We start from the raw sequence: 25,706 nt of genomic DNA, 5'->3' as shown, positions 1-25,706 counted from the left end.
GTGGGGCATGCCCCGATCAAATGCCCTGGATACACACACCCTGCCCTGTTGCCCGGCGCTGCTGAGCCTGGCACTGGCCGGCGGCCCATTGGAACCACTACGCCAGCTGCGCGATCAGTACGACAGCAGCGCTGCCGCCATCGCCGCCGGCCCGGCACAATGGCGCGCGGCAGGCTGCACACCTGCCCAGTGCCAAGCGCTTTCACGTCCGGACGCCGACGCCTGGGCCAAGGCCAATGCCTGGCTGCAGGACGACAACCACCACCTGCTCGGCTGGGGCGAGCCCGACTATCCGCCGCTGTTGCGCGACAGCCCAAACCCGCCGCTGGCGCTGTTCATCGCCGGCGAACCAACCCGGCTATGGCAACCAGCGATCGCCATCGTCGGCAGCCGCAACCCCACCGCCGGTGGCCGCGACAGCGCGCGCGATTTCGCCACCGCGCTGGCAGGCCACGGCCTTGCCATCGCCAGCGGCCTGGCCGCCGGTATCGACGCTGCCGCGCACCGCGCGGCATTGGCCTGCAGCGGCAGCACCTACGCGGTGATCGGCACCGGCCCCGACCTGGCCTACCCGCGCCACCACCGCCAGCTGCAGGCGCAGATCGCCAGCCAAGGCACGGTTGTCAGTGAATACCCGCCGGGCACTGTGCCACGCAGCGGCCAGTTCCCCGCCCGCAACCGGCTGTTGGCGGCATTGGCGCTGGGCACGGTGGTGATCGAGGCGGCTGAGCGCTCCGGTGCGCTCATCACCGCGCGACTGGCCAGCGAGGCCGGGCGCGAGATCTTTGCCGTGCCCGGCTCCATCCACAACCCGATGGCGCGCGGCTGCCACCGGCTGATACGCCAGGGTGCAACCCTGGTGACACATGCCGACGACATTCTTGAAGGCGTGGCCAATCTGGCCGGCGAACTGGCCTGCGCCTTGCAAACCCGGCTTCATACCCCCATCTCCCCTGTACCGTCCGGCCAGCACCCGGCCGTCACACCAGTGGATCCAAACTACAAGCGATTGTGGGATGCCTTGGGTTATGACCCAACCGGTATGGATTTACTGATCGAGCGCACTGGATTGACGGCCGCCAGCCTGTCCTCCATGCTGCTGCTCATGGAATTGGAAGGCAGGGTCGCGTCCGCACACGGCCGCTACACCCGCACCTGAAGGTTTCTTCACCTCCACAGCGCCAATGGCGCAGGCCGAGGGGCAATGAAAGAGAGCATCCTGGACGTCCTGTTGTACCTGTTTGAACACTATTTCAGCGAAGATGCTGATCTCATCCGAGACCGCGACTCGCTTCAGAACGGCCTGATCCAGGCCGGTTTCAGTCCCGCCGAAATCAACAAGGCCTTCGATTGGCTCGATGCCTTGGCCGAACAACGCCCAGCCGTGGCCCAGCCACGCGTTGACGGGCCGGTACGCGTTTTCCACGGCCCCGAGCTGGACAAGCTGGACGTGGAAAGCCGCGGCTTTCTGCTGTTCCTTGAACAACAGCGCGTGCTCGATGCCGACCAGCGCGAACTCGTGCTGGACCGCGCCATGGCCCTGGACCAGGACGAACTGGATCTGGACGACCTGAAGTGGGTGGTGCTGATGGTGCTGTTCAACCAACCCGGCGCCGAAGCGGCCTATGCCTGGATGGAAACCCAGATGTTCGTCGACGAACCCGAACCCCTGCACTGAGCCCACGCGGCGTGCAGGGATGCATAAGGACAACACCTACGTGAGCCAATGGTTCTACGCCGAGGGCAACCGCGAACGCCGGGGCCCGATTACCGACGAGAACATCGTCGCGTTGTTCCAGTCCCGCCGCATCGATGAAGACACCCTGGTCTGGCGCGAAGGCGCCGGTGACTGGCGGCCGCTGCGTGATTTCGCCAGTGAACTCGGCCTGGATCTGGCCACGGCCGAACCCTCTGCAGCCGCCGCCACTGCCGGCCCGCCATCACTGCCGCCACCGTTGCAGACCCAGGCGCAGCATGCCGCCTCGCCCGCCACAGCGCCCAAGCAGGGCCTGTCCGGCTGCGCCATTGCCGGCATCATCGCCGCGGTGGTCGGCGTAACCCTGGTCGCCATTGTTGGCATCCTGGCGGCCATCGCCATGCCCGCCTATCAGGAGTATGTACTGCGCTCCAAGACCGCGGCAGCCAATGGCCAGCTGATCGCCCTGAAGCAGCAGGTTGCCGAATTCGCCGCCGCCCACGAGCGCTGCCCGATCAACGATGACGACGGCTTTGGCGACCCGGACAGCTACGCCAATGGCGATGTCGCCCAGGTCCATATCGGCCGGTTTGAAGAGGGGCATTGCGGGCTGGAAGCCTTCCTGCGTGTCCCAAAGCAATCGAAGCTTGACGGCAAAAGCATCTGGCTCGACTACGATATGCATACCGACACGTGGGAATGCAGTTCCGATGTCGAGGACAAATACCTGCCAATCAACTGTCGCGGCTGATTGGCGGCGGCCAGAACTTCTACGGGGAAAACGATGAGCCAGTGGTACTACGCTGACAGCCAGCGCGAACGGCATGGGCCGATTGAAGCGGATGATCTGCGCGAGAAATTCCGCGCAGGCGAGATCGACCTGGGCACCCTGGTGTGGCGCGAAGGCATGCAGCAGTGGCAGCCGCTTTCAGCGGTGAGCGAGGAGCTGCAGCTGCTGGCCCAGGCCAGCACCGGCATCGATCTGCGCAAGGACTACGCCGCCATCGAAAGTGGCGAGGCGCTGGAGGCACCGGCTGCTGAAAACGTGGCTCCTGCAGCCGCGCCCAGCGAAACCTATTCGCCCTACACCGCACCTGCCAGCCGTCCGCAGGATGTGGACCCGGCCGCCGTACAGGGCGGGCTGGTGGTGCAGGCAGGCTTCTGGAAGCGGGTGGCCGCCTACTTCATCGACTACGTGATCATGACGGTGTTTACCTACATCGTGCTGATCCCGCTGAGCATCCTCGGTGCGATCGTCGGTGGCGTATCGGGCAACTCGGATTCCGCCGCCGGCTCGATCGGCATGTTCCTGACCCTGGGCATCGGCTACCTGATCATCTTTGCCGCCAACATGATGTACCCGGCATGGATGCATTCGTCCAAGTACCAGGCCACGCTGGGCAAGATGGCCGTGGGCATCAAGGTGGTCCGCAGCAACGGCGAGCGCCTGACCCTGGGCCGCGCGATTGGCCGCTTCTTCGCCTACATCCTGAGCAGCATCACCTTGTGCATAGGCTTTGTGATGGCCGCCTTCACCGAGCGCAAGCAGGCCTTGCATGACATCATCTGCGACACCCTGGTGGTGGACAAGTTCGCCTTCACCGAGCACCCGGAATGGCAGCAGCAGGGCCTGGGTACGGTGACCATCGTGATCCTGTCGCTGGCCGGCCTGGGCATCCTTTGCCTGATCGGGCTGTTGGTGCTTATCGGCGTTGCCGCAGCAGGCTTCAACTGACAAATTGCCGGGGGCGGCTTGACATCAGCCCCTCCGGCATGATTCCTCTAATAAGGAACCAAGCTGAACGCCCGGGCCGCAACCCGGGCGTCGGCTTATGCACAACTCAAACATCGGCTTCACTATCGTCCCGGTTTAAGCCACCCTAGCGCCCCCACACGGGCGTTCCGCCCCAAGAATGTACTGACATGCCCAAGCACCTGCTCATCGTCGAATCGCCGGCCAAGGCCAAGACGATCAATAAATACCTCGGCAAGGACTACACGGTCCTGGCCTCGTATGGGCATGTGCGTGATCTGGTCCCCAAGGAAGGCGCGGTCGACCCCGAGAACGGGTTCGCCATGCGTTACGACCTGATCGAAAAGAACGAAAAACACGTCGAAGCCATCGCCAAAGCCGCAAAGGGCGCCGATGACATCCTGCTGGCGACCGATCCGGATCGCGAGGGTGAGGCCATCAGCTGGCATATCGCCGAGATCCTGAAAGAGCGCGGCCTGTCCGACGGCAAGCCGGTACAGCGCGTGGTGTTCACTGAAATCACCCCGCGTGCGATCAAGGAAGCAATCGCCCAGCCGCGTGAAATCGCCGCGGACCTGGTCGATGCCCAGCAGGCACGCCGCGCGCTGGACTATCTGGTCGGCTTCAATCTGTCGCCGGTGTTGTGGCGAAAGGTGCAGCGCGGCCTGTCCGCAGGCCGCGTGCAGAGCCCGGCGCTGCGCATGATCGTCGAACGCGAGGAAGAGATTGAAGCCTTCATCTCGCGCGAGTACTGGAGCATCGAAGCCAACTGCGCGCATCCTTCGCAGCATTTCAATGCACGCCTGATCAAGCTGGACGGGCAGAAGTTCGAACAGTTCACCGTCACCGACGGCGACACCGCCGAAGCCGCCCGCCTGCGCATCCAGCAGGCCGCGCAGGGCACGTTGCACGTCACCGACGTGGCCAGCAAGGAGCGCAAGCGCCGCCCGGCTGCGCCGTTCACCACTTCCACCCTGCAGCAGGAAGCCTCGCGCAAGCTCGGCTTCACCACCCGCAAGACCATGCAGGTTGCGCAGAAGCTGTATGAAGGCGTGAACATCGGCGACGAAGGCACGGTCGGCCTGATCTCGTACATGCGTACCGACTCGGTGACCCTGTCACAGGATGCGCTGGCCGAGATCCGCGACGTGATCGCCCGCGATTACGGCATCAGCTCGCTGCCGGACAAGCCCAACACCTACACCACCAAATCCAAAAACGCGCAGGAAGCCCACGAAGCCGTGCGCCCGACCTCCGCGTTGCGCACCCCGGCACAGGTGGGCAAGTACCTCACCGACGACGAGCGCAAGCTGTACGAGCTGATCTGGAAGCGCGCCGTCGCCTGCCAGATGATCCCGGCCACCTTGAACACCGTCAGCGTCGACCTCTCGGCCGGCAGCGAGCACGTGTTCCGCGCCAGCGGCACCACCGTGGTGGTGCCCGGCTTCCTCGCCGTGTACGAGGAAGGCAAGGACAACAAGAGTGCCGAGGACGAAGACGAAGGCCGCAAGCTGCCGCTGATGAAGCCCGGCGACCGCGTGCCGCTGGACCGCATCGTCGCCGACCAGCACTTCACCCAGCCGCCGCCGCGCTTCACCGAAGCGGCGCTGGTCAAGGCGCTGGAGGAATACGGCATCGGCCGTCCGTCCACCTACGCCTCGATCATCCAGACCCTGCTGTTCCGCAAGTACACCGAGATGGAAGGCCGCAGCTTCAAGCCGACCGACGTCGGCCGCGCGGTGAGCAAATTCCTCTCCAGCCATTTCACCCAGTACGTCGATTACGACTTCACCGCCAAGCTCGAAGACGAGCTGGATGCGGTGTCGCGTGGCGAGGAAGACTGGATACCGCTGATGGAACGCTTCTGGGGCCCGTTCAAGGAACTGGTCACCGACAAGAGCGAATCGCTGGACCGCACCGACGCCGGCAGCGCGCGCGTGCTCGGCCCGGACCCGGTCAGCGGCAAGGACGTCACCGCGCGCATAGGCCGCTTCGGCCCGATGGTGCAGATCGGTACCGTCGATGACGAAGAGAAGCCCAAGTTCGCCTCGCTGCAGCCGGGCCAGAGCATCTACTCGATCTCGCTGGATGACGCGCTGAAGCTGTTCGACATGCCGCGCAAGCTCGGCGCCGACGCCAATGGCGAGGAAGTCACGGTCGGCATCGGCCGCTTTGGCCCGTTCGCCAAGCGTGGCAGCACGTATGCCTCGCTGACCAAGGAAGACGACCCGTACAAGATCGACCTGACCCGCGCCATCTTCCTGGTCGAAGAAAAGGAAGAAATCGCGCGCAACCGCATCATCAAGGAGTTCGAAGGCTCGGACATCCAGGTGTTGAACGGTCGCTTTGGCCCGTACATCAGCGACGGCAAGATGAACGGCAAGATCCCCAAGGACCGCGAGCCCGCCTCGCTGACCCTGGCCGAGGTCGAGCAACTGATGGCCGACACCGGCAAGCCGGTACGCAAGGGCTTCGGCAAGAAGGCCGCCAAGAAGACCACGGTCAAGAAGGAAGCCGCACCCAAGAAAGCCGCTGCAAAGAAGGCACCGGCCAAGAAGGCGGCAACCAAGAAAGCAGCGACCAAAAAGACCGCGGCAAAGAAGGCCACCAAGAAGACCGTCGCCAAGAAGGCAGTGAAGAAGTCGGCAGCCGACGACGCCCCGCCGTTCTGATCCTGCACTTCCTTCTCCCTCCGGGAGAAGGTGCCCGAAGGGCGGAAGAGGGTGGGCTTTGCTCCCGAGGGTGGGAACCAGCACTGCTACTGCTTTCATCTTCCCTCCCTCGCCAACAAGCGGATAATCAGCACCACCCGCAGCAGGCCGCCCACCGGGCGGCCTTTGTTTTGCGTCCCTTTCGCGGGTTGGCCGCTTTGTGTGCGCCGGCCCACCAACGGTGCTGACCATGCTCGAACTCGACCTGCACAACCTCGTCCCGGCCCTCAAGGCCGGCGGCGTGATCGCCTACCCGACCGAAGCGGTCTGGGGCCTGGGCTGTGATCCTTCCAACGAAGCGGCGGTAATGAAGCTGCTGGCGCTCAAGCAGCGGCCCATCGAGAAAGGCATGATCCTGGTTGCCGCCACCCCGGCGCAGCTGGACGGCTGGGTGCGGCTGGATGCGCTGGCCGACGCGCGCCGCCAAGCGGTGTTGGACAGCTGGCCCGGCGCCAACACCTGGATCGTCCCGGCCGGCCCGCAAGCGCCGCGTTGGATCACCGGCGAGCACACCGGCATCGCCGTGCGGGTCAGCGCCCACCCGCTCGTACAGGCCTTGTGCGAGACCTGGGGCGGCCCGCTGGTATCGACCAGTGCCAACCTCGCCGGCCAGCCCCCGGCCCGCGCCCGTGAACAACTGGACCCCGCCCTGCTTGCCTTGCTGGATGGCGTACTGGACGGCACCACCGGCGGCCTGGCCCAACCCACCCGCATCCGCGTCGCCGCCACCGGCGAAGTGCTGCGCGACTGAGCCGCCCAGTCCGAGGCCTGGTCGGTAGAGCCGAGCCATGCTTCAAGAGCAGCGGTAGTGCCGAGCCGTGCTCGGCAGGAGCTTCACCGGTAGAGCCTCAGCCGAGCATGGCTCGGCTCTACAGGGACGTGCCCAGCAATGCTTGCAAGAGCGGCGGTAGTGCCGAGCCATGCTCGGCAGGAGCTTCACCGGTAGAGCCTCAGCCGAGCATGGCTCGGCTCTACAGGTGGGGCGGGCGCTGAGCGGGTTACTCGCCCTGGTACTGCTTCTCTTCCACTAGCGCCGAACCGGCGATGCGGTTGATCTCGTTCTTCACCACGATGCGCTCGCCATTGGTGCCGTAAACGCCACGTGCCAGGGTGATGAACTCCGCACCGAAATCCTGCGCGGCTTCCTTCTCGCGCAGGCGGTCCTGGATTTCCCACATGCGTTCGTTGATGGCCTTGAGCTGGTCCTTGAGCGCGGTCAGCGACGGGCGCGATTCCTGCTGCGACAGCCACAACGGCCACAGGCCCTGCAGTTCGGTGCGGACGTTGGCCAACTTGGCGGTGTCGTGGATGCGCTCGGCCTTGATTTCGAGGATGGTGATCTTGTCGATCAACTCGCCAATCGATACCGGGGTGAGTAGGGTCTGCATGGGGTGGCCGCCGTTGATTCCTGTAATGGCGGCAATGATAGCGCTGCGCCGGCACGGGCAAAGGTTGCCGATGCACCGGTATTGGCGCTGATCCCTTGCCAATGCGCACAATGCGGGCCCGACCTGATCTGGAGTTGCCGATGCTGCTGCGTTCTTTCGCCACCGCGGTACTGTTGCTGGGCGCGGCCAGCGCGCACGGCGCCGATGGCCTGCAAGGTGCCTGGCAGCTGCAGTCCGGGGAATTCATCAACCCGGAAGGTGCGCTGGTGGATTACGCCAGCAAGAAGCTGGCCGGCACCAAGATATTGGCTGATGGCCGGTTTGCCTTCACCACCACCAGCGATGGCAAGTTCTGGGCCGGTGGCTCAGGCACCTATCGCAGCGACGCCGGCCAGTATGTGGAAACGCCATTGATGGCGTCCTACCCGCTGGAAAATGGCGGCAGTTACAGCTTCCACTATACGTTGGAAGGCGATGTGTGGACGCTGGAGCGTTGGGATGGCGAGCGCCGGGTCGAGCGTGAAGTCTGGAAACGCGCCCGCTGAAACGGTTGCGGGAACATCGCGTTTGTAGGAGCGGCGTAAGCCGCGAAGCTCGTAGTCCGCAAGATCATCGCCATGCCGCGAGCTGATACTCCATCAGCTTCGCGGCTGACGCCGCTCCCACATGCAACCGGCGTTTTCAGCATGCAGGGAGGGGAAGCAGGCTGTTTGTAGGAGCGGCGTAAGCCGCGAAGCTCGTAGCCCGCAAGATCATCGCCATGCCGCGAGCTGACGATTCATCAGCTTCGCGGCTGACGCCGCTCCTACAAGGAGCCGGCCTTCTAGCAGCCTGTTTGTGGGAGCGGTGTAAACCGCGAAGCCGACAGCGCAGACGGTCCGGTAATGCCCGGATCTGACAATCCATCAGCATCGCGGCTGACGCCGCTCCTACAGCCTGCCATCAGCGCGGCGGGAAGCCGGCTTCTTCCAGGGCCTTGGTGAAGCTTTCCACGGGCTGGCTGGATTCGATCTTCACGTTCTTGCCGGGCAGGTCGATCTCGACCGTCGCGGCGGGGTCCACGGCCTTGAGCGCGGCAGTCACGCTGCGTGCGCAGCCGCCGCAGGTCATGCTTTCGATATGCAGTTTCATGAGGTTTCTCCGTTGGGGAGAGGGCAGCGTGGACCTTCCAATGATGGCAAGGTCAAGCGCTCGATCCGTGCTTGACCCTCCCATCGTTGGAAGCTTTAAGGTGGCTCCAGACCCTGAAATGGAGATGAGCCGATGAGCAGCAGCACCCACCCGGGCGGCCCGGGTTCCGGCCCCGGCAGCGAGGACCTGACGATCGAAGGCATGACCTGCGCCTCCTGCGTGGGCCGCGTCGAGCGGGCGCTCAAGGCCGTCCCCGGGGTCAGCCAGGCCAGCGTCAATCTGGCCACCGAACGGGCCACGGTCCAAACCGATGGCAGCGTGCCGCGTGAGCTGCTGGTGCAGGCCATCCACAAGGCCGGTTACGAGGTCAGCGTGCCCGCCACGCAGGCGCTGGAGCTGCTGATTGAAGGCATGACCTGCGCCTCCTGCGTGGGCCGTGTCGAGCGCGCGCTGAAGGCGGTGCCCGGCGTGCAGTCGGCCAGCGTCAACCTGGCCACCGAGCGCGCCAGCGTGCAGGGCAGTGCCGATCCGGCATCGTTGTTGGCAGCGATCGCCAAAGCCGGCTATGCGGCCAGCGTGATTGGCAGCGCCGGCAGCAACGAGGACCAGCAGGCGCAGCGGCATGCCGAGGAACTGCGCGTGCTCAAGCGTGACCTGTGGGTGGCGGCGGCCTTGACCCTGCCGGTGTTCCTGCTGGAAATGGGCGGCCACCTGGTGCCCGCTTTCCATCACTACATCGCTGCCACGCTGGGCACCCAGAACAGCTGGCTGCTGCAGTTCGTACTGACGACGCTGGTACTGGTTTTCCCGGGCCGCCGCTTCTACCAGAAGGGCATCCCGGCGCTGCTGCGCGCCGCTCCGGACATGAACTCGCTGGTCGCGGTAGGCACGCTGGCCGCGTTTGGTTTCTCGCTGGTGGCGACCTTCCTGCCGCGCCTGTTGCCGGCCGGCACGGTGAACGTTTACTACGAAGCGGCGGCGGTGATCGTCACCCTGATCCTGCTTGGCCGCGTGCTGGAGGCAAAGGCCAAGGGCCGCACCTCCGAGGCGATCAAGCGCCTGCTCAAGCTGCAGGCCAAGACCGCACGCGTGCGCCGCGATGGCAGCGTGGTTGAACTGCCGCTGGCACAGATCGTCAGTGGCGACGTGATCGATGTGCGCCCCGGCGAACGCATCGCGGTGGATGGCGAGGTGATGGACGGCGAAAGCTACGTCGACGAATCGATGATCAGCGGCGAGCCGGTGCCGGTGCAGAAAGCGCCGGGCAGTACCGTCATTGGTGGCACCGTCAATCAGACAGGTGCGCTCGGCGTGCGTGCCACCGCGGTGGGCGGGGCAACGGTGCTGGCGCAGATCATCCGCCTGGTGGAACAGGCGCAGAGCGCCAAGCTGCCGATCCAGACCCTGGTCGACCGCATTACCCTGTGGTTCGTGCCGATCGTGATGGGGCTGGCCTCGCTGACCTTCGTGGTATGGCTGATCTTCGGCCCGGATCCGGCGCTGACCTTCGGCCTGGTCAATGCGGTGGCGGTGCTGATCATTGCCTGCCCGTGTGCGATGGGGCTGGCCACGCCGACTTCGATCATGGTCGGTACCGGCCGCGGTGCCGAGCTGGGCGTGCTGTTCCGCAAGGGCGAGGCGCTGCAGCTGCTGAAGGAAGCGCAGGTGGTGGCGGTGGACAAGACCGGCACCCTGACCGAAGGCCGCCCGCTGCTGACCGATCTGCAGCTGGCCGCAGGCTTCCAGCGCGGCGATGTGCTGGCGCGCGTGGCGGCGGTGGAAGACCGCTCCGAGCATCCGATTGCCCGCGCCATCGTCACCGCCGCGCAGCAGGAAGGCTTGCAGCTGCCGGCCGTGGATGCGTTTGAATCGGTGACCGGTTACGGCGTGCGTGCGAACGTGGACGGTGTGCGCGTGGAAGTGGGCGCGGACCGCTTCATGCAGCAACTCGGCCTGGACGTGACGGTGTTTGCCGCCGATGCGCAGCGGCTGGGCGAGGAGGGCAAGAGCCCGCTGTACGCCGCGCTGGACGGCCGCCTGGCGGCGATCATCGCCGTCTCCGATCCAATCAAGCACGACACCCGCGCCGCCATCGCCAGCCTGCATGCGCTGGGCCTGAAGGTGGCGATGATCACCGGCGACAACCGCCGTACCGCCGAAGCCATCGCCCGCCAGCTGGGCATCGACGAAGTGGTGGCCGAAGTGCTGCCGGAAGGCAAGGTAGACGCGGTGCGCCGGCTCAAGGCCGCGCATGGCCGCCTGGCCTATGTCGGCGACGGCATCAACGATGCACCGGCGCTGGCCGAGGCCGATGTCGGCATGGCGATCGGCACCGGCACCGATGTGGCGATCGAGGCCGCCGACGTGGTGCTGATGTCGGGCAGCCTGCAGGGCGTTCCCAACGCCATCGCGCTGAGCAAGGCGACGATGGGTAATATCCGCCAGAACCTGTTCTGGGCCTTCGCCTACAACACCGCGCTGATTCCGGTTGCTGCCGGCGTGTTGTATCCGGTCTGGGGCATCCTGCTGTCACCGGTGTTCGCGGCCGGGGCGATGGCCTTGTCGTCGGTATTCGTGCTCGGCAATGCGCTGCGGTTGAAGCGTTTCCGTGCACCACAGAGCGAGGCGTGAGGAGCGATGATGATGGATGAAGGCATGAACATCGGCCAGGCCGCCAAGGCCACCGGCATCTCGGCCAAGATGATCCGCTACTACGAGGACACCGGCCTGATCGGGCCGGTGGCACGCACCGATGCCGGTTACCGCGTGTATACGCCACGCGACATCCACACCCTGGGCTTCATCAAGCGCTCGCGCGACATGGGCTTCAGCGTGGAGCGCATCGGTGAACTGCTGGAGCTGTGGCGCGACCGCTCGCGGCACAGCGCCGATGTGAAGCGCATGGCGCTGGAGCACGTGCAGGTGCTGCAGCAGCGCATCGCCGAGCTGCAGGACATGGTGCAGACGGTGCAGGCGCTGGCCAACTGCTGCGCCGGCGACGAGCGCCCGGATTGCCCGATCCTGCGGGACATCGAGACCGGCGTGCCCCTGCATGACGCGGCCTTGCCGACCACCTTTGGCGGCGTTGCGGCGGGTAAGCGCGCACGCTGAATATTGCGTGCATTTGCGCAAATGAATGCGATTCAACGTGCACGCGCCCCGCGCGTGCCAGAAATCGCCTGAATAGAAGCCAAAAATCGACGTTTTATTGCAGGGGCTGTTTCAGGGTTTGTTGGGGCGACTAACGGAAAACTTACATACGGACGCAGACAGCTCTTTGCTGTCGTGCCATCAAGCTCAGTAATGCAGAGGTAGTACCCCATGAAGACTTCGTTGATTGCCCTGGCGCTGGTTGCCGCCCTTCCGTTTGCCGCTTCTGCTGCTGACGGCCTGTCCTACAACTATGCCGAAGCCGATTACGCCAAGACTTCGGCTGACGGCAAGGCCGAAGGCTGGGGTGTAAAGGGTTCCTACGCGTTCCTGCCGAATTTCCACGCGTTTGGCGAATACACCCGTCAGGAAATCTCGCGCACCAACCTTGACGTCGACCAGTGGCGCGTCGGTGCCGGTTTCAACAAGGAAATCGCCCCGACCACCGACTTCGTTGCTCGCGTGGCTTACGAAAAGTACGACGAAAAGTTTGCCCAGGGCCTGGATTTCAACGGCTACAGCGCTGAAGCCGGTATCCGCACCGCTTTCGGCCAGCACGCTGAAGTGTATGCAATGGCTGGCTACGAAGATTTCAGCAAGAAGCACGACATCAGCCCGGAAGGTGACTTCTACGGCCGCCTTGGTGGCCAGGTGAAGTTGAACCAGAACTGGGGCATCAATGGCGACATCAAGATGTTCAACAACGGTGACAAGCAGTGGACCGTGGGTCCGCGCTTCAGCTGGTAAGACGCACAAGGCGCTTTAGCGCCATGTAGCGAAGAAAGGCCCGGCTTATGCCGGGCCTTTTCTTTTGGGTTGGTTTTGGGTTTTGGATTTCTAGCTGGAAGCTTCCCCTCACCCCAACCCCTCTCCCGCACGCGGGAGAGGGGCTACTGCGCTGCGAGCGCAAGCGGTCCGAGCCCCTCTCCCGCTTGCGGGAGAGGGCTAATGTACTGCGAGGCCAAGCAATGCGAGCCCCTCTCCCGCGTGCGGGAGAGGGGTTGGGGTGAGGGCAAGCTCCTGCTCTGCTTCATGTAACGCCACTGCAACCAAACTGCAGCAAAGTGCGCCTCAACCGGCATCGGCCGGAAGGACCTTGAGCATGAAAACCCGCCTGCTGCTTGCCGCAATCCTGCTGTCTATCACCCCGCTGGCCTGGAGCCAGCAGCGCGACTATCTGCCGCTGGAGCAGCGCCTGAGCGCCGAACAGCTTCAGCAGGTCGGGCTGAGTGCGCAGCAGTTGCAGCTGCTCAATCGCATGCTCAGCGAAACCGCGCCGATTGCAGCCGTTGCCGGCACACCCACGCCTGCCCCCATGCAGATCGGCCTGGAGGAAGGCCCGGTGCATAGCCAGGTGCAAGGTGCGGTGGAAGGCTGGGAGCCGGGCACCGTGTTCGTGCTGGCCAATGGCCAGCAGTGGAAGGTGCTCAAGGGCCAGATGCGCCTGCGCAATACCTTGCAGTCGCCTGAGATCGAAGTGATCCCCGGCATCGCCGGGCGCTGGTTCCTGCAGGTGGATGAAGACCTGCCGAAGGCGCGGGTTTACCGGATTCTGTAAGCGCCGGATGGATTCGGGGCTTGTCGGCGCCGGCTTGTAGGAGCGGCGTCAGCCGCGAAGCAACGGATGCATCCGTGCGACGGCCTTTCTTCGACCGGATCTGAATAATCTGCTGCTTCGGGTGGAACGGTAGCTTCGCGGCTGACGCCGCTCCTACAAGGGAGCAGTCGCTCCCACAACAAAGCAGGGGAGCGGTCGCAGCGAACCTTACGCCGGGCGCACGCGCTGGGTCAGGCCCTTGAGGAAGTTGCGCAGGGCCTGGTCGCCGCATTCGCGGTAATTCTTGTGGTCCGGCTGGCGGAACAGTGCCGACAGCTCCGGCTTGGACATCGGGAAGCCGGCCGCCTCGAAGATCGCGTGCATGTCCATGTCCTTCAGTTCGAAGGCCACGCGCAGCTTCTTCAGCACGATGTTGTTGGTGATGCGCTTTTCCGGCGGGCGCTGCGGCTGCGATTCGTCGCGGCCACGGTAGTGGTAGATCAGGCCGTCCAGAAAACGCGACAACACCGCGTCCGGGCAGGCTTCAAACAACGGCTCGTCGTCCTTGCGCAGGAAATCGTGCACCTGTGCCGCATCCACCTCGAAGCTGGGATCGGCCAAGTGAATGGTGTCCACCACCATGCTGTCGCTGAGGTCGAGCATGTAGCGGATGCTGCGCAGTACGTCGTTGTTGATCATTGCCACTCCGGAACCACCGCGGCGGAACTGCCTGCGGGGGCATAGTGTAACGCCGCACCGGCGGGCCTCCGGCCTACAATTGGGGCCGGTTCAGCCAAATCCGCCTGCATGCGTCCTTCCGCACCTGCTCCCGCCGCGCCCAATACCGCCCGATCTGTCCCCGCCGGGCAGGGTTGGCGATGAGCCTGCGCGCGATCCTGCACCTGTGCCTGCATGTGGCAGTGCCGGCCTTGCTGGCCTGGTTGTTCTGGCGCCCGCAGTTCGGCAAGGCGTGGATGTTGCTGCTGTTGGGCTGGGTGATCGACCTGGACCATCTGCTGGCCGACCCGATCTACGCGCCGGGCCGTTGCAGCATCGGCTTCCACCCGTTGCATACCGCGCCAGCCATCGTGTTGTATGCCGGATTGACCGTGCCCAAGCGCACCCGCCTGTTCGGCATCGGCCTGTTGGTGCATATCGCGCTGGACGCGCTGGATTGCCTGTGGATGCGCGCCAGCAGCTAGCGGCTGGCGAGTGACGGGTTTACCGCAGCCAAGTGGCGTGCGGCTGGCTCAGCAGTCGCCAGAAGGGTTTTGGTGCCGGCTTGGCAGCCGCCAGAAGGGGTTTGGTGCGGCTTACCAGCCGCCCCAGGGGCCTGGGCCAAAACCCGGGCCCGGGCCATAGCCATAGGGGCCGGGGCCTTCGCTCTTGCTCATGTGGATGTTCAGGTTGACGCGGCGGCTTTCGCCTTCGTCGTTGTTGTAGTTCTTGCCCAGGTTCAGGTCCACGGCCTGCCAGTTGCTGTTGCCGTAGGCCTTGGAATAGCCGATGCCGGCACTCACCGCGCCGTGCACCTGCAGTTTGTCGTCCATCACCTGGGCGCCGGGCTGGTCCTTGCGCGGTGCCGGGCCGCTCTGGTCGCCGTAGTAGGTGCCTGGTGCATCGCCCTTGTAGTCGGTCTCGCCCAGGTAGCGCAACGGCGCCTGCGGCACGCTCAGGTCCAAGCCGCCCGGTGCGGTTGCGGTGTCCTGCGCCATGGCAACAGCCGGGGCCAGCAGCACAACCGCAGATAGGAATGTTCGGATCATGGTGCAACCGCTCCGCTACAGGGCCGCACCGCGATGGTGAGGCAGCCTGAACGCTACCAGAAATGATTTGAATGATGGCTGTCGCCTGCCGGTGGCGGCGGCTACCTCAGTCCAGTCGCTGGAAGGAGAACAGCTGCGCCAGCGGGTGCCGGCGTCGCTCGATGGCGGCGCGCACCAGGCCGGCGCCGATCATCGAATAGGTGATGCCATTGCCACCGTAGGCCATGGCGAAATGCACGCGCGGGCCCCATTGCGGATGTGCGCCGAAGAACGGCAGGCCATCCTCGGTTTCGGCAAAGGTGCCGGCCCAGGCGAAGGTGGGCTGGATCGGCAGATGTGGGAACAGCCGGGCGACCTTGCCGGCCAGGCGCTTTGCCTTGCGGTCGACCTGTGCATCGCGCCGCAACGGCACGTCCACCGCGTCGTCCTCGCCGCCAATCAACAGGCGGTTGTCGGCGGTGCTGCGCAGGTAGAGATAGGGGCGGGCGGTTTCCCATAACAGAGTGTTGCGCAGTGGCCCCAGTGCGTCGGCGGGCAATGGATCGGTGACGAAGGCGTAGCTGCTGCGGTTGCGCGCCACCCGCTGCTGCAGCCAGCGCTGGCTGGCGTAACCGGCGGCCATGACCAGATGCCGGCAGCGGATGTTGATGCCTTCGGTGGTGCGCAGATGGACGTGCCTGGCGTTGCTCTCGATATGATTCACACGGCAGCGGTCATGCACCCGGCCGCCCTGCGCCTGCACGCGCCCAAGCAGACGGTAAGCCATCCGGTAAGGGTCCATGCTCGCTGCAGGCGTGCTGAGAATGGCGCCGGGTGCGGCGAAGCCATAGTCTTTGGCAACACCTTCAGCATCGAGCCAGTCCACCGCGAAACCGTGGCGGCTGCGCAGCTCGAATTCTTCCAGCAGCGGCCGCAGGTGCCGGCGCCGGCTGGCGTAGTACAGGCTCTGTGCGTCGCGGAAATCGACCTCGCCTACCTGTGCCGCCAGTTCCTGCAGTTGCTCGATCGCCTGCGCGCAGGCGCGGTACGCCAGCAGGGCCGCGTCAAGGCCATGGCGTTTTGCCAGCTCACGCATTGGCGTGTCGATTTCATACTGCAGCAGCGCGGTGCTGGCGGCGGTGGAGCCCCAGCCAACATCGCGCTGCTCTATGACCGCGACTTCGTGGCCATGCTGCAGCAGTTGATCGGCGATCAGTGCGGCGGTGATGCCGGCGCCAATCACCACCACCTCGCAGCGCAGATCCTGCTGCAAGGGCGGGAAGGCCTGCATCAGGCCATTGCGGATGGCCCAGAACGGGTAGCCACTTTTCAGGTCCATGCCGGCCTCCGCGCCGATGCAGCCGGGCTCAGCCGGTCGGGTGGCCGGTGTGCGGGGTATGGATCAGCGGCCCGGTATCAAAGCCCTGCTGCTGCGCATAGGCGATGTAATGGTCGCGGGTGGTGGCGTCCATCTGCGGCAGGCGCGCCAGCAGCCACAGGTATTTGCGGTCCGGGCTGCCGACCAGTGCGCTGGTGTAGGCCGCGTCCAGCTGCATGATCCAGTAGTCGCCCTTGGTGAAGGGGATCCAGCGCAGGCCTTCGGGCAGGAAGCTCACTTCCAGTTTGCTGTTGCTGTCATCGATGGGTTTGGCCTGGCCGATGGACTCTTCCAGGTTGCCGCCGCGCAGGCAGCGGTTCTGCACACGGACGCTGCCATCTTCGTTGAGCGAGTAGTGGGCGCTGATGTCGGTGGCATCTTCGGGCTCATGCCGCATCGGCAGGCGTGCCACCTCGTACCAGGTGCCCAGATAGCGTTGCAGATCCACGTGCGGGACGGTTGCCAGGGAGGAGTGTTGATTCATGGATGACCTCTTCGGCTGCGGCGCAGGTTGCGCGGGGCACCAGCTATAGGCCACCGCCGGTTAAGGCATTGTGCCGGCCAGGTCGATTTGCCATTCACTGCACGGTACCGGCGCCGCTGCGCTCTCTTCGCGCCGGGCAAACATGGCTGCGCTAGGCTGGCCGCATCCGAAGACGGGAGTTATCCATGTTTGTCGTGATCCTGCTCAAGGGGCAGAACCGCTATGCGCGCGAGCATTGGCAGCAGGTGCCCGAGGTGGTCGAGTACGAAGGGCATGGTTTTTCATTGCGTGCCGGCCCCCGCCAGCCGCTGCCCACCACCCAGGTGTGGGAGCAGGTGGCGGTGTATGCGCCGGACGAATTGACCGAGGAAGAGTTCCAGGAAATCTACGAGCTCAACCGCGGCCATATCCCCGAACTGGCGTTGAAATACTGAGTAATGGGCGCTGTTTTGCAGGATGTGAACACGTGCTGACATATAGTGCCCCGCAGGCGCGGTAGTCCGCGCGATCCGGTGCCCTGCCTTGCCTGCCCAACGTTTCCTGCGTCCGCTGCGCGCGCTGTTGTTTGTTTTCCTGGTGGCCCAGGCTGGCCTGTTTGCCAGCGGTACCGCGCTGGCAGCGGCCCCGAATGTGGCGGCCGAGTCCAGCCCGCAGGCCCGCATTGAACAGGCCTCGCGGGCGGTCGAGTCGGTCAAGCGCGCGGTCAATGATGCCGACGCCCCGGAAACCCTGAAGACGCTGGCCGAGCGTGCCAACCAGGCGCAGCGGGAAGCCGAGGCCAGCGTGCTGGCCCTGCAGCCGGAGTTGAGCCAGCTCGATGCCCGCATCGAGCAACTGGGGCCGGCCCCGGAAGGTGGCGAAGAAGCCGACATCGCCCGCCAGCGCAAACTGTTGGACCAGCAACGCAGCCAGATCGATGCCGATATCAAGCGCGGCAAGCTGTTGGCCGAGGAGGCCAAGCAGGCCAGCGAGTCGATCGAGAAAACCCGTGCGCAGCAGTTCGGTGAACAGCTCGGCCGCAAGGTGGGCTCGCCCTTGTCACCGGCGTTGTGGCGGGAGTTTGCCCAACACCTGCCCGATGACTACAGCCGCTTCCACTCGCTGTACCGCCAGGCCAGTACGACGCTGCTGAAAGCGGTGGGCAAGCAGGGTTGGGGCGCTCCCTTGCTGGGTGCGTCGCTGGCCTTGCTGATGCTGTTCCCGCTGCGCATCTGGCTGCGTCATCTGGGCCGCCGTTATGCCGCTTCCGAGCGTGCGCCGGCCGGGCGCCTGCGTCGTACCGGGCTTGCGGTATGGCTGCTGCTGGTCGGCACCCTGCTGCCGGGGCTGGCCGCCAAGGTGCTGGTGACCAGCCTGCAGGCCATCGATGCGATTGCGCCGCGGCTGGAATCGGTAGCCAACACCTTTGTCGCCGCGACGTTTGTCGCCGCCTTCATCGGTGCGGTCGCAGCCAGCCTGCTGGTGCCGTCGCGGCCCACCTGGCGGCTGCTGGATATCGATGATGTGGCCGCATCACGCCTGCGCCACTTCGCCTGGGGCGCGGCCAGCCTGACCTGGCTGACCATGCTGCTGCGCGAGGTCAATCGCGCCGCGCGTACCTCGGCGGTTGGCACGGTGACCTTGGATGGCCTGATCGCGCTCACCTACGTGGTGCTGATCATGAGCATGCTGGCAACGCTGGCCGGCCTGCATCGGCGCCGCGCGGCCGAGGCGGCGCGGGTGGAGCAGGAGGATGCGAGCAGTGGCCGCACGCCACGGGCGCCGCGTAGCGGCTGGTTGATCGTCGCCCGGCTGGGCGGCTACCTGAGCATTTCCGCCGCCCTGGTGGCGACCTTGCTGGGCTACCTCAACTTCGCCATGTTCATCGCCCAGCAGATGGTGTGGGGCACGGTGGTGGTGCTGGCGACCACTCTGCTGACGCGCTTTGCCGATGACTTCGCGTTGTGGCTGCTGGCGCCGGACAGTGCGGTCGGGCGCATGCTGCGGCTGTCCACCGGCTTGTCGGCCAGCCGCCTGGAGCAGGCCGGGGTATTGCTGTCGGCCAGTGCACGGGTTGCCCTGGTGATGCTGGGCATCACCGCGTTCGTTGCGCCGTTCGGCAATGTCAGTGCGCTGTACAGCTGGCTGGAACGCCTGTCTGCCGGCATCAAGATCGGCGGCAACCTGCTGACCCCGGCATCGATCTTCAGCGCGGTGCTGGTGCTGGCATTGGGCCTGGCCTTGATGCGCGTGGTGCAGCGCTGGCTGGTGGATACCTATCTGCCCAAGACCGAGCTGGACATCGGTGCGCGCAATTCGATCAGCACCGTCGCCCATTACCTGGGCATCGTGCTTGCCGCGTTGTGGGCGCTGGCGGCACTGGGCATCGGTTTCGAGAAGGTGGCCTTGCTGGCCAGTGCCTTGTCGGTGGGTATTGGTTTTGGTCTGCAGGCCATTACCCAGAACTTCGTGTCGGGCCTGATCCTGCTGGCCGAGCGGCCGGTGAAGATCGGTGACTGGATCAAGATCGGTGACCAGGAAGGCGATATCCGCCGCATCTCGGTGCGCTCGACCGAGATCCAGGTCGGTGACCGTTCGACCTTGATCGTGCCCAACTCGGAGCTGATCACCAAGACCATCCGTAACATGACCATGGCCAATGCCCTAGGCCGCATCCAGGTGCAGTTCTCGGTGCCGCTGGGCACCAATGTGGGGCAGCTGCGCAGCTTGTTGCTGGGGATCTACGCGGCCAACGAAAGCGTGCTGATCGACCCGGCGCCGTCGTTCTTCATTGATTCGATCAGTGGCGGCCAGGTGGCGGTGAACAGCTTTGCCTATGTGTCATCGGCGCGGAATGTCTACGGCACGCGCAGTGATGTGCTGTTCGCCCTGCTGGAGCAGAGCGCCGCGGCCGGCATCGCGCTGGTGACGCCCACCGATATCCATCTGGTGCGCGACCCGGAGCAATGATCGCGCGCGGTTGAATTGTGGGAGCGGCGTCAGCCTGTAGGAGCGGCGTAAGCCGCGAAGCTGATGGTTCAGCAGATTGCAGACGGGCTGGTAACTGCAGCATTCCCGGCTTCGCGGCTTACGCCGCTCCTACAAAACAGCGGCGGTTGCGGCCAAATCCATCAGTCGCGCTTGGCTGTAGGAGCGGCGTAAGCCGCGAAGCTGATGGTCCATCTGATTGCAGACGGGCTGGTAACTGCAGCATTCCCGGCTTCGCGGCTTACGCCGCTCCCACAAGGAAGCGGCGTGTGCGGCCAAGTTCATCAGCCGCTTTTGGTTGTAGGAGCGGCGTCAGCCGCGAAGCTGATGGTTCATCAGATTGCAGATGTACCGGTAACTGCGGCATTTCCGGTTTCGCGGCTTACGCCGCTCCTACAGGGTTGTGCCGCTCCTACAGACAGCTTGACGGTCTGTCACGACCTCGGATGATCGCTGGCCGGGACCAGTGCGTAGTCGTCGATGGCCAGTTGTTCGGCGTGGTTGAGCCAGGCGCGGATTTCCAGATCGTCGATTTCCTGGTCCACGCCCACCGGCATGCGGATGCGGCCCTGGCTGTCGGCCTGCACCCATTGCTGGGCAACCACCACTTGCCGTTTGGAGGACACGGCCTCCACCCAGAACGCGCGCGTCGGCCGCTGTGCGGCGTACAACTCCAGCACGTACTGGCCGGGGCCGGCATGACGCGGCTTCTGGCTGATCATGCGTGATTGACGCACGCTGGGGCGCGGGCCACTGAAGGTCTGCAGCGGTGCGTCTACGGCAATGCCACGGCGCAGCTGCGCGTCGCGGTACAGGCGCATGCCTTGGTCGCTGTCGAGCAGTAGCGCGCACCACTGGCCATCGCCGGAGCCATCTTCAAATGCCGTGCAACGGTCGACATAGGCCAGGCGGTGCTGCGGATCGGCTTCCTCGAACTTGCGCGTGGTGTTTTCCAGGTACACCGATTTCAGGTCCCACTGCTGGTCGTATTCCAGCAACACCGGCGGCTGCACTTTCTGCACACCCACCAGCAGCTGGTCCTGCTCCAGCCGCAGCATGCGGGTCTGTTCGCCCAGCCACAGCGAGCGTGCGAAAGCGCTGTAGCGGGCATAGGCCAGGGTGTCACCGCCGGTGGCGGCGACGCTGGCACTGGCCGGGCGCTGCGGGTTCAACAGCGAGCGACCAAAGCCAATCGCATCAATGGCTGGATCCAGCAGCTGCAGTGCGGTGGCGCCCGAGTCCAGGGTGGTGCCGGCCTGCACGTTGATCTGGCGCGGCTGCAGCTTGTTGCCGAGGAACAGCAACAGGTTCTCGCGCTTCTGCGGTTCCAGTACATGGCTCAGATCATTGGGCATGGCCAGGTGATCGGAGGCCACCACTACCAGGGTGTTGTCGGCGAACTGGCTGCTGCGGATGCGGTCCACCAGGCGCGAGATCAAGCGGTCACTGCACTTGAGCGCATTGAGCAGGCCGATGTTGCCGTGCGCGCTGCGATAGCGTGTGTTCCTGCAGGCAACCGGCAGGTGCCCGGCAGGATGGTGGGTGTCCATGGTCAGCGCGGTCAGCATGAACGGCTGGCCGCGCTCGGACAGTTCAAGGAAGCGCTCATAGGCGCGCTCCAGCAACACGTCATCGTGCACGCCCCAGTTGGAGAAGTGCTGCTTGGCGATTTTCTGCTGCTGGAACCACTCCAGGTCGCGCACGTCGTCGAAGCCATGCGAGGTCAGGAAATCGGCTTTGGCCGCGAACTGGCCATTGGCGCCGCCCAGGTAGTGATTGCTATAGCCCTGCTGCTTCAGATAGTCGCCAAGGCAGAAGGCCTCGGGCAAGAAGCGGCCCATCCGCCCCATGCTGTTCTCATCGCCCTGCGCGGTGGTCAGCGGTACGCCACACATGGAGGAGACCAGGCCGGCGATGGTCCAGCCGCTGCCATCGGCCGAGGCGATGTTGCGGAAATCCAGGCCTTCGCCGGCAAGCCGGGTGAGGTTGGGCATCAGGCCGGGGAACACGGCCTCGTTCAAATAGGTGCGTTCCAGGCTCTCGCCGTAGATCCAGACGATGTTGGGGCGCTGTGCCAGCGGCTTGGACGGCAGTTGGTACTCCGGCGCCACCACGCTGTAATCCACCGGCTGCATCTGCTGGTGGATGCGCTTGGCATCGGCATACAAGGGGCTGAGCAGCACGGTGCTCAGCAGCAGTGAGGTAAACCCGGCAAATATCGCTACGCCATGACGCGGCAGCTGCAGGCGGCGCACACGCAGCAGCAACAAAGGCGTGAATGAGAGCAGCAGCAGCGCGATGAAGCCGATGATGTAGGCGCTGAAATCGCCGACACCGGCGCCTTCCATGTCGCTGCGCAGGTGGTACAGCGTGGCCGAGTTGATGCCATCGCCGCTGAGCTGGTCGATCAGCCACCAGCCGCTCATGGCCAGCAACAACAGTGAGAGCAGGCCTGCCTTCAGCCGTGCCAGGGTGGGTGACAACATCAACAATACAAACAGTGCTGCCAGAGACAGCCAGATGATCCAATGCATGCGGTCACGTGGGTAGCGGAGACAGGGGCAACGGCCGCAGCCGCTATCGCCTGCCACACGGCTGTTTCAGCGGTGTGGCAAAGGCAACTGGATGTTGCCTGCCGTAACCTGACTGAAATGTTCGGACAGCGGAGTTGTATTCATCAACCGTTGGTCGCGGTATGCATGGCGCGCTGACGCGTGTGAGGCGAGGTGAGAGTGTGTGCTTTTCTGCCAATTACTGGCGACTTCCACTGTCGCTTCTCACGCCGCAATTGAACTGGTCACGTAGTGCGGCGCAGCGACGTAGCCCGGGTAAGCGCAGCGCACCCGGGACATGCAGCTCCTACACAGTGAGGGATGATCGAAGTGATGCCTTGCACTGATCACATCAGCAAGATTCGATCGCTCGGCTGCTGTAGTCGTGCATCTGTTGCATGGTCCCGGGTGCGCTGCGCTTACCCGGGCTACGTGGCCTGCTTTGTGTTCAGCGGTGGCCGCGTTCTTCGCGTGCACGCGCGCGGGTGCGGCGATCGAACAGCAGCGAGCTGACGATCAGGCCCAGGCCGATGAACACACCCAGCAGGAACAGCACCATCGCAAAGGCCGGATAGCCGAACAGGTTCAAGCGCGTCGGCACCCGCATCAGCAGGGTGGAGGAGAGCAGCAGGGCGGCGGTGATCAGGCCGCCGGCGATACGGTTGGCAACCTTCTGGATGTTCTCCATCAGCCGCGATTCGTCCAGCCCGGTGACCTTCATCTGCAGCCGGTTCTCGGCCAGCAGGCTGAGGATGTCGGACATGCGCCGTGGCCCGTTGCGCAGCAGCTGCTGCAGTTCCATTGCCTCGCTGGCCAGATTTGCCGCCGACAAGGATTTGCGGAAATGCGCGCGCATCACATGCTGCAGCTGTTTTTCGACCACGCGCCGGGTTTTCATTTCCGGCGCGAGGAAGCGGCATACGCCTTCCAGGTTGAGCAGGGCCTTGCCCAGCAGGCTCAGCTCCGGCGGCGTGCGCAGGTTGCTGGCGGTGGCGATGCGTACGATCTCCAGCACCACATGACCTTCGGACAAGGTGCCGTTGGCGGCGTAGCGGGCAATCATCTGCCCGGTCTCGCGCAGGTAACGCTCCTCGTCGTAGTCCTCAAGCCGGGTGCTGATGCCGATGATTTCGTCGGCCACTTCCTCACCACGGCCGTCCACTGCGGCGAACAACACCTTGAGCAGGCGTTGGCGCAGGCGCGGTGGCACATGCGCCACCATGCCCAGATCGAAGATCGCCAGTTGGCCCTGCGGCGTCACCCGCAGGTTGCCGGGATGCGGATCGGCGTGGATTTCGCCATGCACGAAAATCTGGTCCAGATAGCCGCGCACCAGCGCGGCGGCCAGCGGCACCATCGACTGCTCGGTGCGGCGCACCTGCGGGATGGCATCAACGCGCACGCCGTGCACCAGTTCCATGGTCAGCACCCGCCGCCCGCACAGGTCCCATACCGGCTGCGGCACCCATAGCTCGGGGTAGGGCGCCAGATGCTGGCCGAAGCGTGCCAGGTTGGCGGCCTCGGCTTCGTAGTCCAGCTCCATGCGGAGGGTCTTGGCGAACTCGCCCAGCCAGTCAGAGAAACGCACCCTGCGGCCGACCCGGGTGAGGTGGTCGGCGGCGCTGGCGAAACTGCGCAGCACGCCGATATCCGAGCGCAGCTGGGCGGCGATATCGGGTTTCTGCACCTTGATGGCGACCTCGCGGCCATCGTGCAGTTCGGCCCGATGGACCTGGGCGATGGACGCGCAGCCCAGTGGTTCCGGGTCGAACCAGGCAAACAGTTTGTTGACCGGCACGCCCAGGTCTTCCTCGATCACCGCCCGGATCTGCTCGACCGGGATCGGCGCAACCTGCTCCTGCATGCGCTCCAGCGCGGCCACGTATTCGGGCGGAATCATGTCCGGACGGGTGGAGAGCACCTGGCCGAGCTTGACGAAGGTGGTACCCAGCGCCTCCAGGTCGGCGACGAACTGGGTGGGGTTGCCGGTGGCCGGTGGCCGGCCCAGGCGCGGTATTTCGCCATCCAGCGAGATGCCGGAAAACACGCCCGAGTTGCGATAGCGCAGCAGCAGCCGCACGATCTGTTGGCGTCGGCTGTTGCCGCCCACGGTGGTCGGGTTGTCGCTGGCGGTCGGTTCCATCAAGCGGGTGTCTCCCTGTCGGCAGAGTTGGCAGTGTCGCTGCTGGCGGGTTGCAGAGGGGTGAATACGCAGCGCTCCGCCCCGATTGCGCCTTGAATGAGTGAGAATCCCCCTTCCCCTGACCTATGACCTGACGGTGACCCATGGCTGGAGCCAGCCTGTTTGCCCTGCTAGACGATATCGCCGCCTTGCTGGATGACGTCTCCATCCTCACCAAGGTCGCGGCCAAGAAGACCGCCGGCGTGCTCGGCGACGACCTGGCGCTGAACGCGCAGCAGGTGACCGGCGTCAACGCCAACCGGGAGTTGCCGGTGGTGTGGGCGGTGGCCAAGGGCTCGCTGGTCAACAAGGCCATCCTGGTGCCGGCGGCGCTGGCGATCAGCGCCTGGCTGCCGTGGGCGATCACGCCGCTGATGATGATCGGCGGTGCCTTCCTCTGCTATGAGGGCGTGGAAAAGCTGGCGCACAAATTCCTGCATTCCAAGGACGAGGACGAGGCGCACAAGGCCGAACGGCTGAAAGCCATCGCCGACGAAAAGGTCGATCTGGTGGCGTTCGAGAAGGACAAGATCAAGGGCGCGGTGCGCACCGATTTCATCCTGTCGGCGGAGATCATCGTGCTGTCGCTGGGGGTGATCTCGCACGCACCGTTCAGTCAGCAGGTTGTGACCTTGATTGCCATTGCACTGGGCATGACGGTATTCGTCTATGGCCTGGTAGCCGGCATCGTCAAGCTTGATGACATTGGCGCCTGGTTGCTGGACAAGGGCCGCGTACTGGCAGCGTTTGGTCGCGGCCTGCTGTATGCGACGCCGTGGCTGATGCGCGGTTTGTCGGTTGCCGGTACCGCAGCGATGTTCCTGGTCGGCGGCGGCATCCTGGTGCATGCCATTCCGGCCCTGCATCACTTCGTGATCGGCTTGGCGCCTTCCAATCTGGAATGGCTGGCCAATGCGCTGGGCAGCATGGTGGTGGGCATCATCATCGGCGCAGTAGTGCTGACCGTGGTAACCATGATCCAGCGTATGCGCGGGGCGAAAGCGGCGCATTGAATTTGATTTTGTAGGAGCG

General features: G+C 64.8%; 23 protein-coding genes. 15 read left to right on the top strand and 8 right to left on the bottom strand.

The annotated features are described in order from the left end of the window. The first annotated feature begins 7 nt into the window (after nucleotides 1-7). From dprA to ABE493_RS03065, 6 genes are all read left to right on the top strand, one after another. On the top strand, nucleotides 8-1,159 hold the full coding sequence (dprA, locus tag ABE493_RS03090) for a DNA-processing protein DprA (RefSeq protein ID WP_346497173.1): 1,152 nt from the start codon (nucleotides 8-10) through the stop codon (nucleotides 1,157-1,159). A 45-nt stretch (nucleotides 1,160-1,204) separates the two neighbouring features. Continuing rightward, nucleotides 1,205-1,678, top strand: coding sequence for a DUF494 family protein (locus ABE493_RS03085; RefSeq protein WP_282268100.1), 474 nt, complete (start codon nucleotides 1,205-1,207; stop codon nucleotides 1,676-1,678). Between the two features lie 19 nt (nucleotides 1,679-1,697). Further along, complete coding sequence (locus tag ABE493_RS03080) at nucleotides 1,698-2,447, top strand: GYF domain-containing protein (protein WP_346497170.1); 750 nt, start codon at nucleotides 1,698-1,700, stop codon at nucleotides 2,445-2,447. Between the two features lie 33 nt (nucleotides 2,448-2,480). Continuing rightward, complete coding sequence (locus tag ABE493_RS03075) at nucleotides 2,481-3,431, top strand: RDD family protein (RefSeq protein WP_346497168.1); 951 nt, start codon at nucleotides 2,481-2,483, stop codon at nucleotides 3,429-3,431. A 188-nt stretch (nucleotides 3,432-3,619) separates the two neighbouring features. Beyond that, entirely contained in the window at nucleotides 3,620-6,121 is a 2,502-nt protein-coding gene (locus ABE493_RS03070) for a DNA topoisomerase I (RefSeq protein WP_346497166.1), read from the top strand. A 229-nt stretch (nucleotides 6,122-6,350) separates the two neighbouring features. After that, nucleotides 6,351-6,911 carry a Sua5/YciO/YrdC/YwlC family protein gene (locus ABE493_RS03065; protein ID WP_346497164.1) on the top strand — a complete coding sequence of 187 codons (561 nt, stop codon included), beginning with the start codon at nucleotides 6,351-6,353 and terminating at the stop codon, nucleotides 6,909-6,911. 247 nt (nucleotides 6,912-7,158) lie between these two features. Here ABE493_RS03065 and ABE493_RS03060 read toward each other — a convergent pair whose 3' ends face one another. Further along, nucleotides 7,159-7,548: a DUF6165 family protein gene (locus ABE493_RS03060; RefSeq protein WP_346497162.1), complete on the bottom strand. Its 390-nt coding sequence runs from the start codon at nucleotides 7,546-7,548 to the stop codon at nucleotides 7,159-7,161. 140 nt (nucleotides 7,549-7,688) lie between these two features. Between ABE493_RS03060 and ABE493_RS03055 the strand changes: the two genes are divergently transcribed. After that, nucleotides 7,689-8,093, top strand: coding sequence for a hypothetical protein (locus ABE493_RS03055; protein WP_346497160.1), 405 nt, complete (start codon nucleotides 7,689-7,691; stop codon nucleotides 8,091-8,093). Nucleotides 8,094-8,490: 397 nt separating this feature from the next. On the opposite strand, the gene ABE493_RS03050 is transcribed toward ABE493_RS03055, so the two are convergent. Next, on the bottom strand, nucleotides 8,491-8,679 hold the full coding sequence (locus ABE493_RS03050) for a heavy-metal-associated domain-containing protein (protein ID WP_346497158.1): 189 nt from the start codon (nucleotides 8,677-8,679) through the stop codon (nucleotides 8,491-8,493). Nucleotides 8,680-8,811: 132 nt separating this feature from the next. Here ABE493_RS03050 and ABE493_RS03045 point away from each other — a divergent pair, with 132 nt between their 5' ends. From ABE493_RS03045 to ABE493_RS03030, 4 genes are all read left to right on the top strand, one after another. Beyond that, a complete protein-coding gene (locus ABE493_RS03045) occupies nucleotides 8,812-11,310 on the top strand; it encodes a heavy metal translocating P-type ATPase (RefSeq protein ID WP_346497156.1) in 2,499 nt (832 codons plus the stop codon). A gap of 24 nt (nucleotides 11,311-11,334) precedes the next feature. Then, nucleotides 11,335-11,790 (top strand): Cu(I)-responsive transcriptional regulator, encoded by a 456-nt coding sequence (gene cueR / locus ABE493_RS03040; RefSeq protein WP_346497296.1) that lies wholly within the window; start codon nucleotides 11,335-11,337, stop codon nucleotides 11,788-11,790. A 210-nt stretch (nucleotides 11,791-12,000) separates the two neighbouring features. After that, a complete protein-coding gene (locus ABE493_RS03035; protein WP_346497154.1) occupies nucleotides 12,001-12,576 on the top strand; it encodes an Ax21 family protein in 576 nt (191 codons plus the stop codon). Between the two features lie 355 nt (nucleotides 12,577-12,931). Then, nucleotides 12,932-13,387, top strand: a complete 456-nt coding sequence (locus ABE493_RS03030) for a hypothetical protein (RefSeq protein ID WP_346497152.1) — start codon at nucleotides 12,932-12,934, stop codon at nucleotides 13,385-13,387. A gap of 207 nt (nucleotides 13,388-13,594) precedes the next feature. Here ABE493_RS03030 and ABE493_RS03025 read toward each other — a convergent pair whose 3' ends face one another. Further along, nucleotides 13,595-14,065 (bottom strand): DUF1456 family protein, encoded by a 471-nt coding sequence (locus ABE493_RS03025; RefSeq protein ID WP_057626481.1) that lies wholly within the window; start codon nucleotides 14,063-14,065, stop codon nucleotides 13,595-13,597. A 179-nt stretch (nucleotides 14,066-14,244) separates the two neighbouring features. Here ABE493_RS03025 and ABE493_RS03020 point away from each other — a divergent pair, with 179 nt between their 5' ends. Next, a complete protein-coding gene (locus ABE493_RS03020; protein ID WP_346497150.1) occupies nucleotides 14,245-14,568 on the top strand; it encodes a DUF6122 family protein in 324 nt (107 codons plus the stop codon). Between the two features lie 111 nt (nucleotides 14,569-14,679). Here ABE493_RS03020 and ABE493_RS03015 read toward each other — a convergent pair whose 3' ends face one another. The 3 genes from ABE493_RS03015 to ABE493_RS03005 form a co-directional block, all read right to left on the bottom strand. After that, on the bottom strand, nucleotides 14,680-15,132 hold the full coding sequence (locus ABE493_RS03015; RefSeq protein WP_346497148.1) for a hypothetical protein: 453 nt from the start codon (nucleotides 15,130-15,132) through the stop codon (nucleotides 14,680-14,682). A gap of 106 nt (nucleotides 15,133-15,238) precedes the next feature. Continuing rightward, nucleotides 15,239-16,450: an NAD(P)/FAD-dependent oxidoreductase gene (locus tag ABE493_RS03010; protein WP_346497146.1), complete on the bottom strand. Its 1,212-nt coding sequence runs from the start codon at nucleotides 16,448-16,450 to the stop codon at nucleotides 15,239-15,241. 28 nt (nucleotides 16,451-16,478) lie between these two features. Continuing rightward, a complete protein-coding gene (locus tag ABE493_RS03005; protein ID WP_346497144.1) occupies nucleotides 16,479-16,973 on the bottom strand; it encodes a lipocalin family protein in 495 nt (164 codons plus the stop codon). A 185-nt stretch (nucleotides 16,974-17,158) separates the two neighbouring features. Between ABE493_RS03005 and ABE493_RS03000 the strand changes: the two genes are divergently transcribed. Both ABE493_RS03000 and ABE493_RS02995 read left to right on the top strand, forming a co-directional pair. Further along, a complete protein-coding gene (locus tag ABE493_RS03000; RefSeq protein WP_346497142.1) occupies nucleotides 17,159-17,407 on the top strand; it encodes a hypothetical protein in 249 nt (82 codons plus the stop codon). A gap of 88 nt (nucleotides 17,408-17,495) precedes the next feature. Further along, nucleotides 17,496-19,922 carry a DUF3772 domain-containing protein gene (locus ABE493_RS02995; RefSeq protein WP_346497140.1) on the top strand — a complete coding sequence of 809 codons (2,427 nt, stop codon included), beginning with the start codon at nucleotides 17,496-17,498 and terminating at the stop codon, nucleotides 19,920-19,922. A gap of 452 nt (nucleotides 19,923-20,374) precedes the next feature. Here the strand turns inward: ABE493_RS02995 and ABE493_RS02990 are convergent, their stop codons facing one another. Both ABE493_RS02990 and ABE493_RS02985 read right to left on the bottom strand, forming a co-directional pair. Then, nucleotides 20,375-22,474, bottom strand: a complete 2,100-nt coding sequence (locus ABE493_RS02990; RefSeq protein ID WP_346497138.1) for a phosphoglycerol transferase I — start codon at nucleotides 22,472-22,474, stop codon at nucleotides 20,375-20,377. Nucleotides 22,475-22,940: 466 nt separating this feature from the next. Beyond that, the gene (locus ABE493_RS02985; protein ID WP_346497136.1) at nucleotides 22,941-24,635 is read right to left on the bottom strand and encodes an ABC1 kinase family protein; all 1,695 of its coding nucleotides are present in this window, start codon (nucleotides 24,633-24,635) and stop codon (nucleotides 22,941-22,943) included. Between the two features lie 143 nt (nucleotides 24,636-24,778). Between ABE493_RS02985 and ABE493_RS02980 the strand changes: the two genes are divergently transcribed. Next, nucleotides 24,779-25,687: a DUF808 domain-containing protein gene (locus tag ABE493_RS02980; protein ID WP_346497134.1), complete on the top strand. Its 909-nt coding sequence runs from the start codon at nucleotides 24,779-24,781 to the stop codon at nucleotides 25,685-25,687. The last annotated feature ends 19 nt before the right edge of the window (nucleotides 25,688-25,706 follow it).

This window comes from Stenotrophomonas terrae (assembly GCF_039674165.1).
In the GTDB taxonomy this organism is placed as follows: Bacteria; Pseudomonadota; Gammaproteobacteria; order Xanthomonadales; family Xanthomonadaceae; genus Stenotrophomonas; species Stenotrophomonas terrae_A.
Note: the sequence above shows the minus strand (reverse complement) of the source record. Positions and strands in the feature narration are given on the sequence as shown.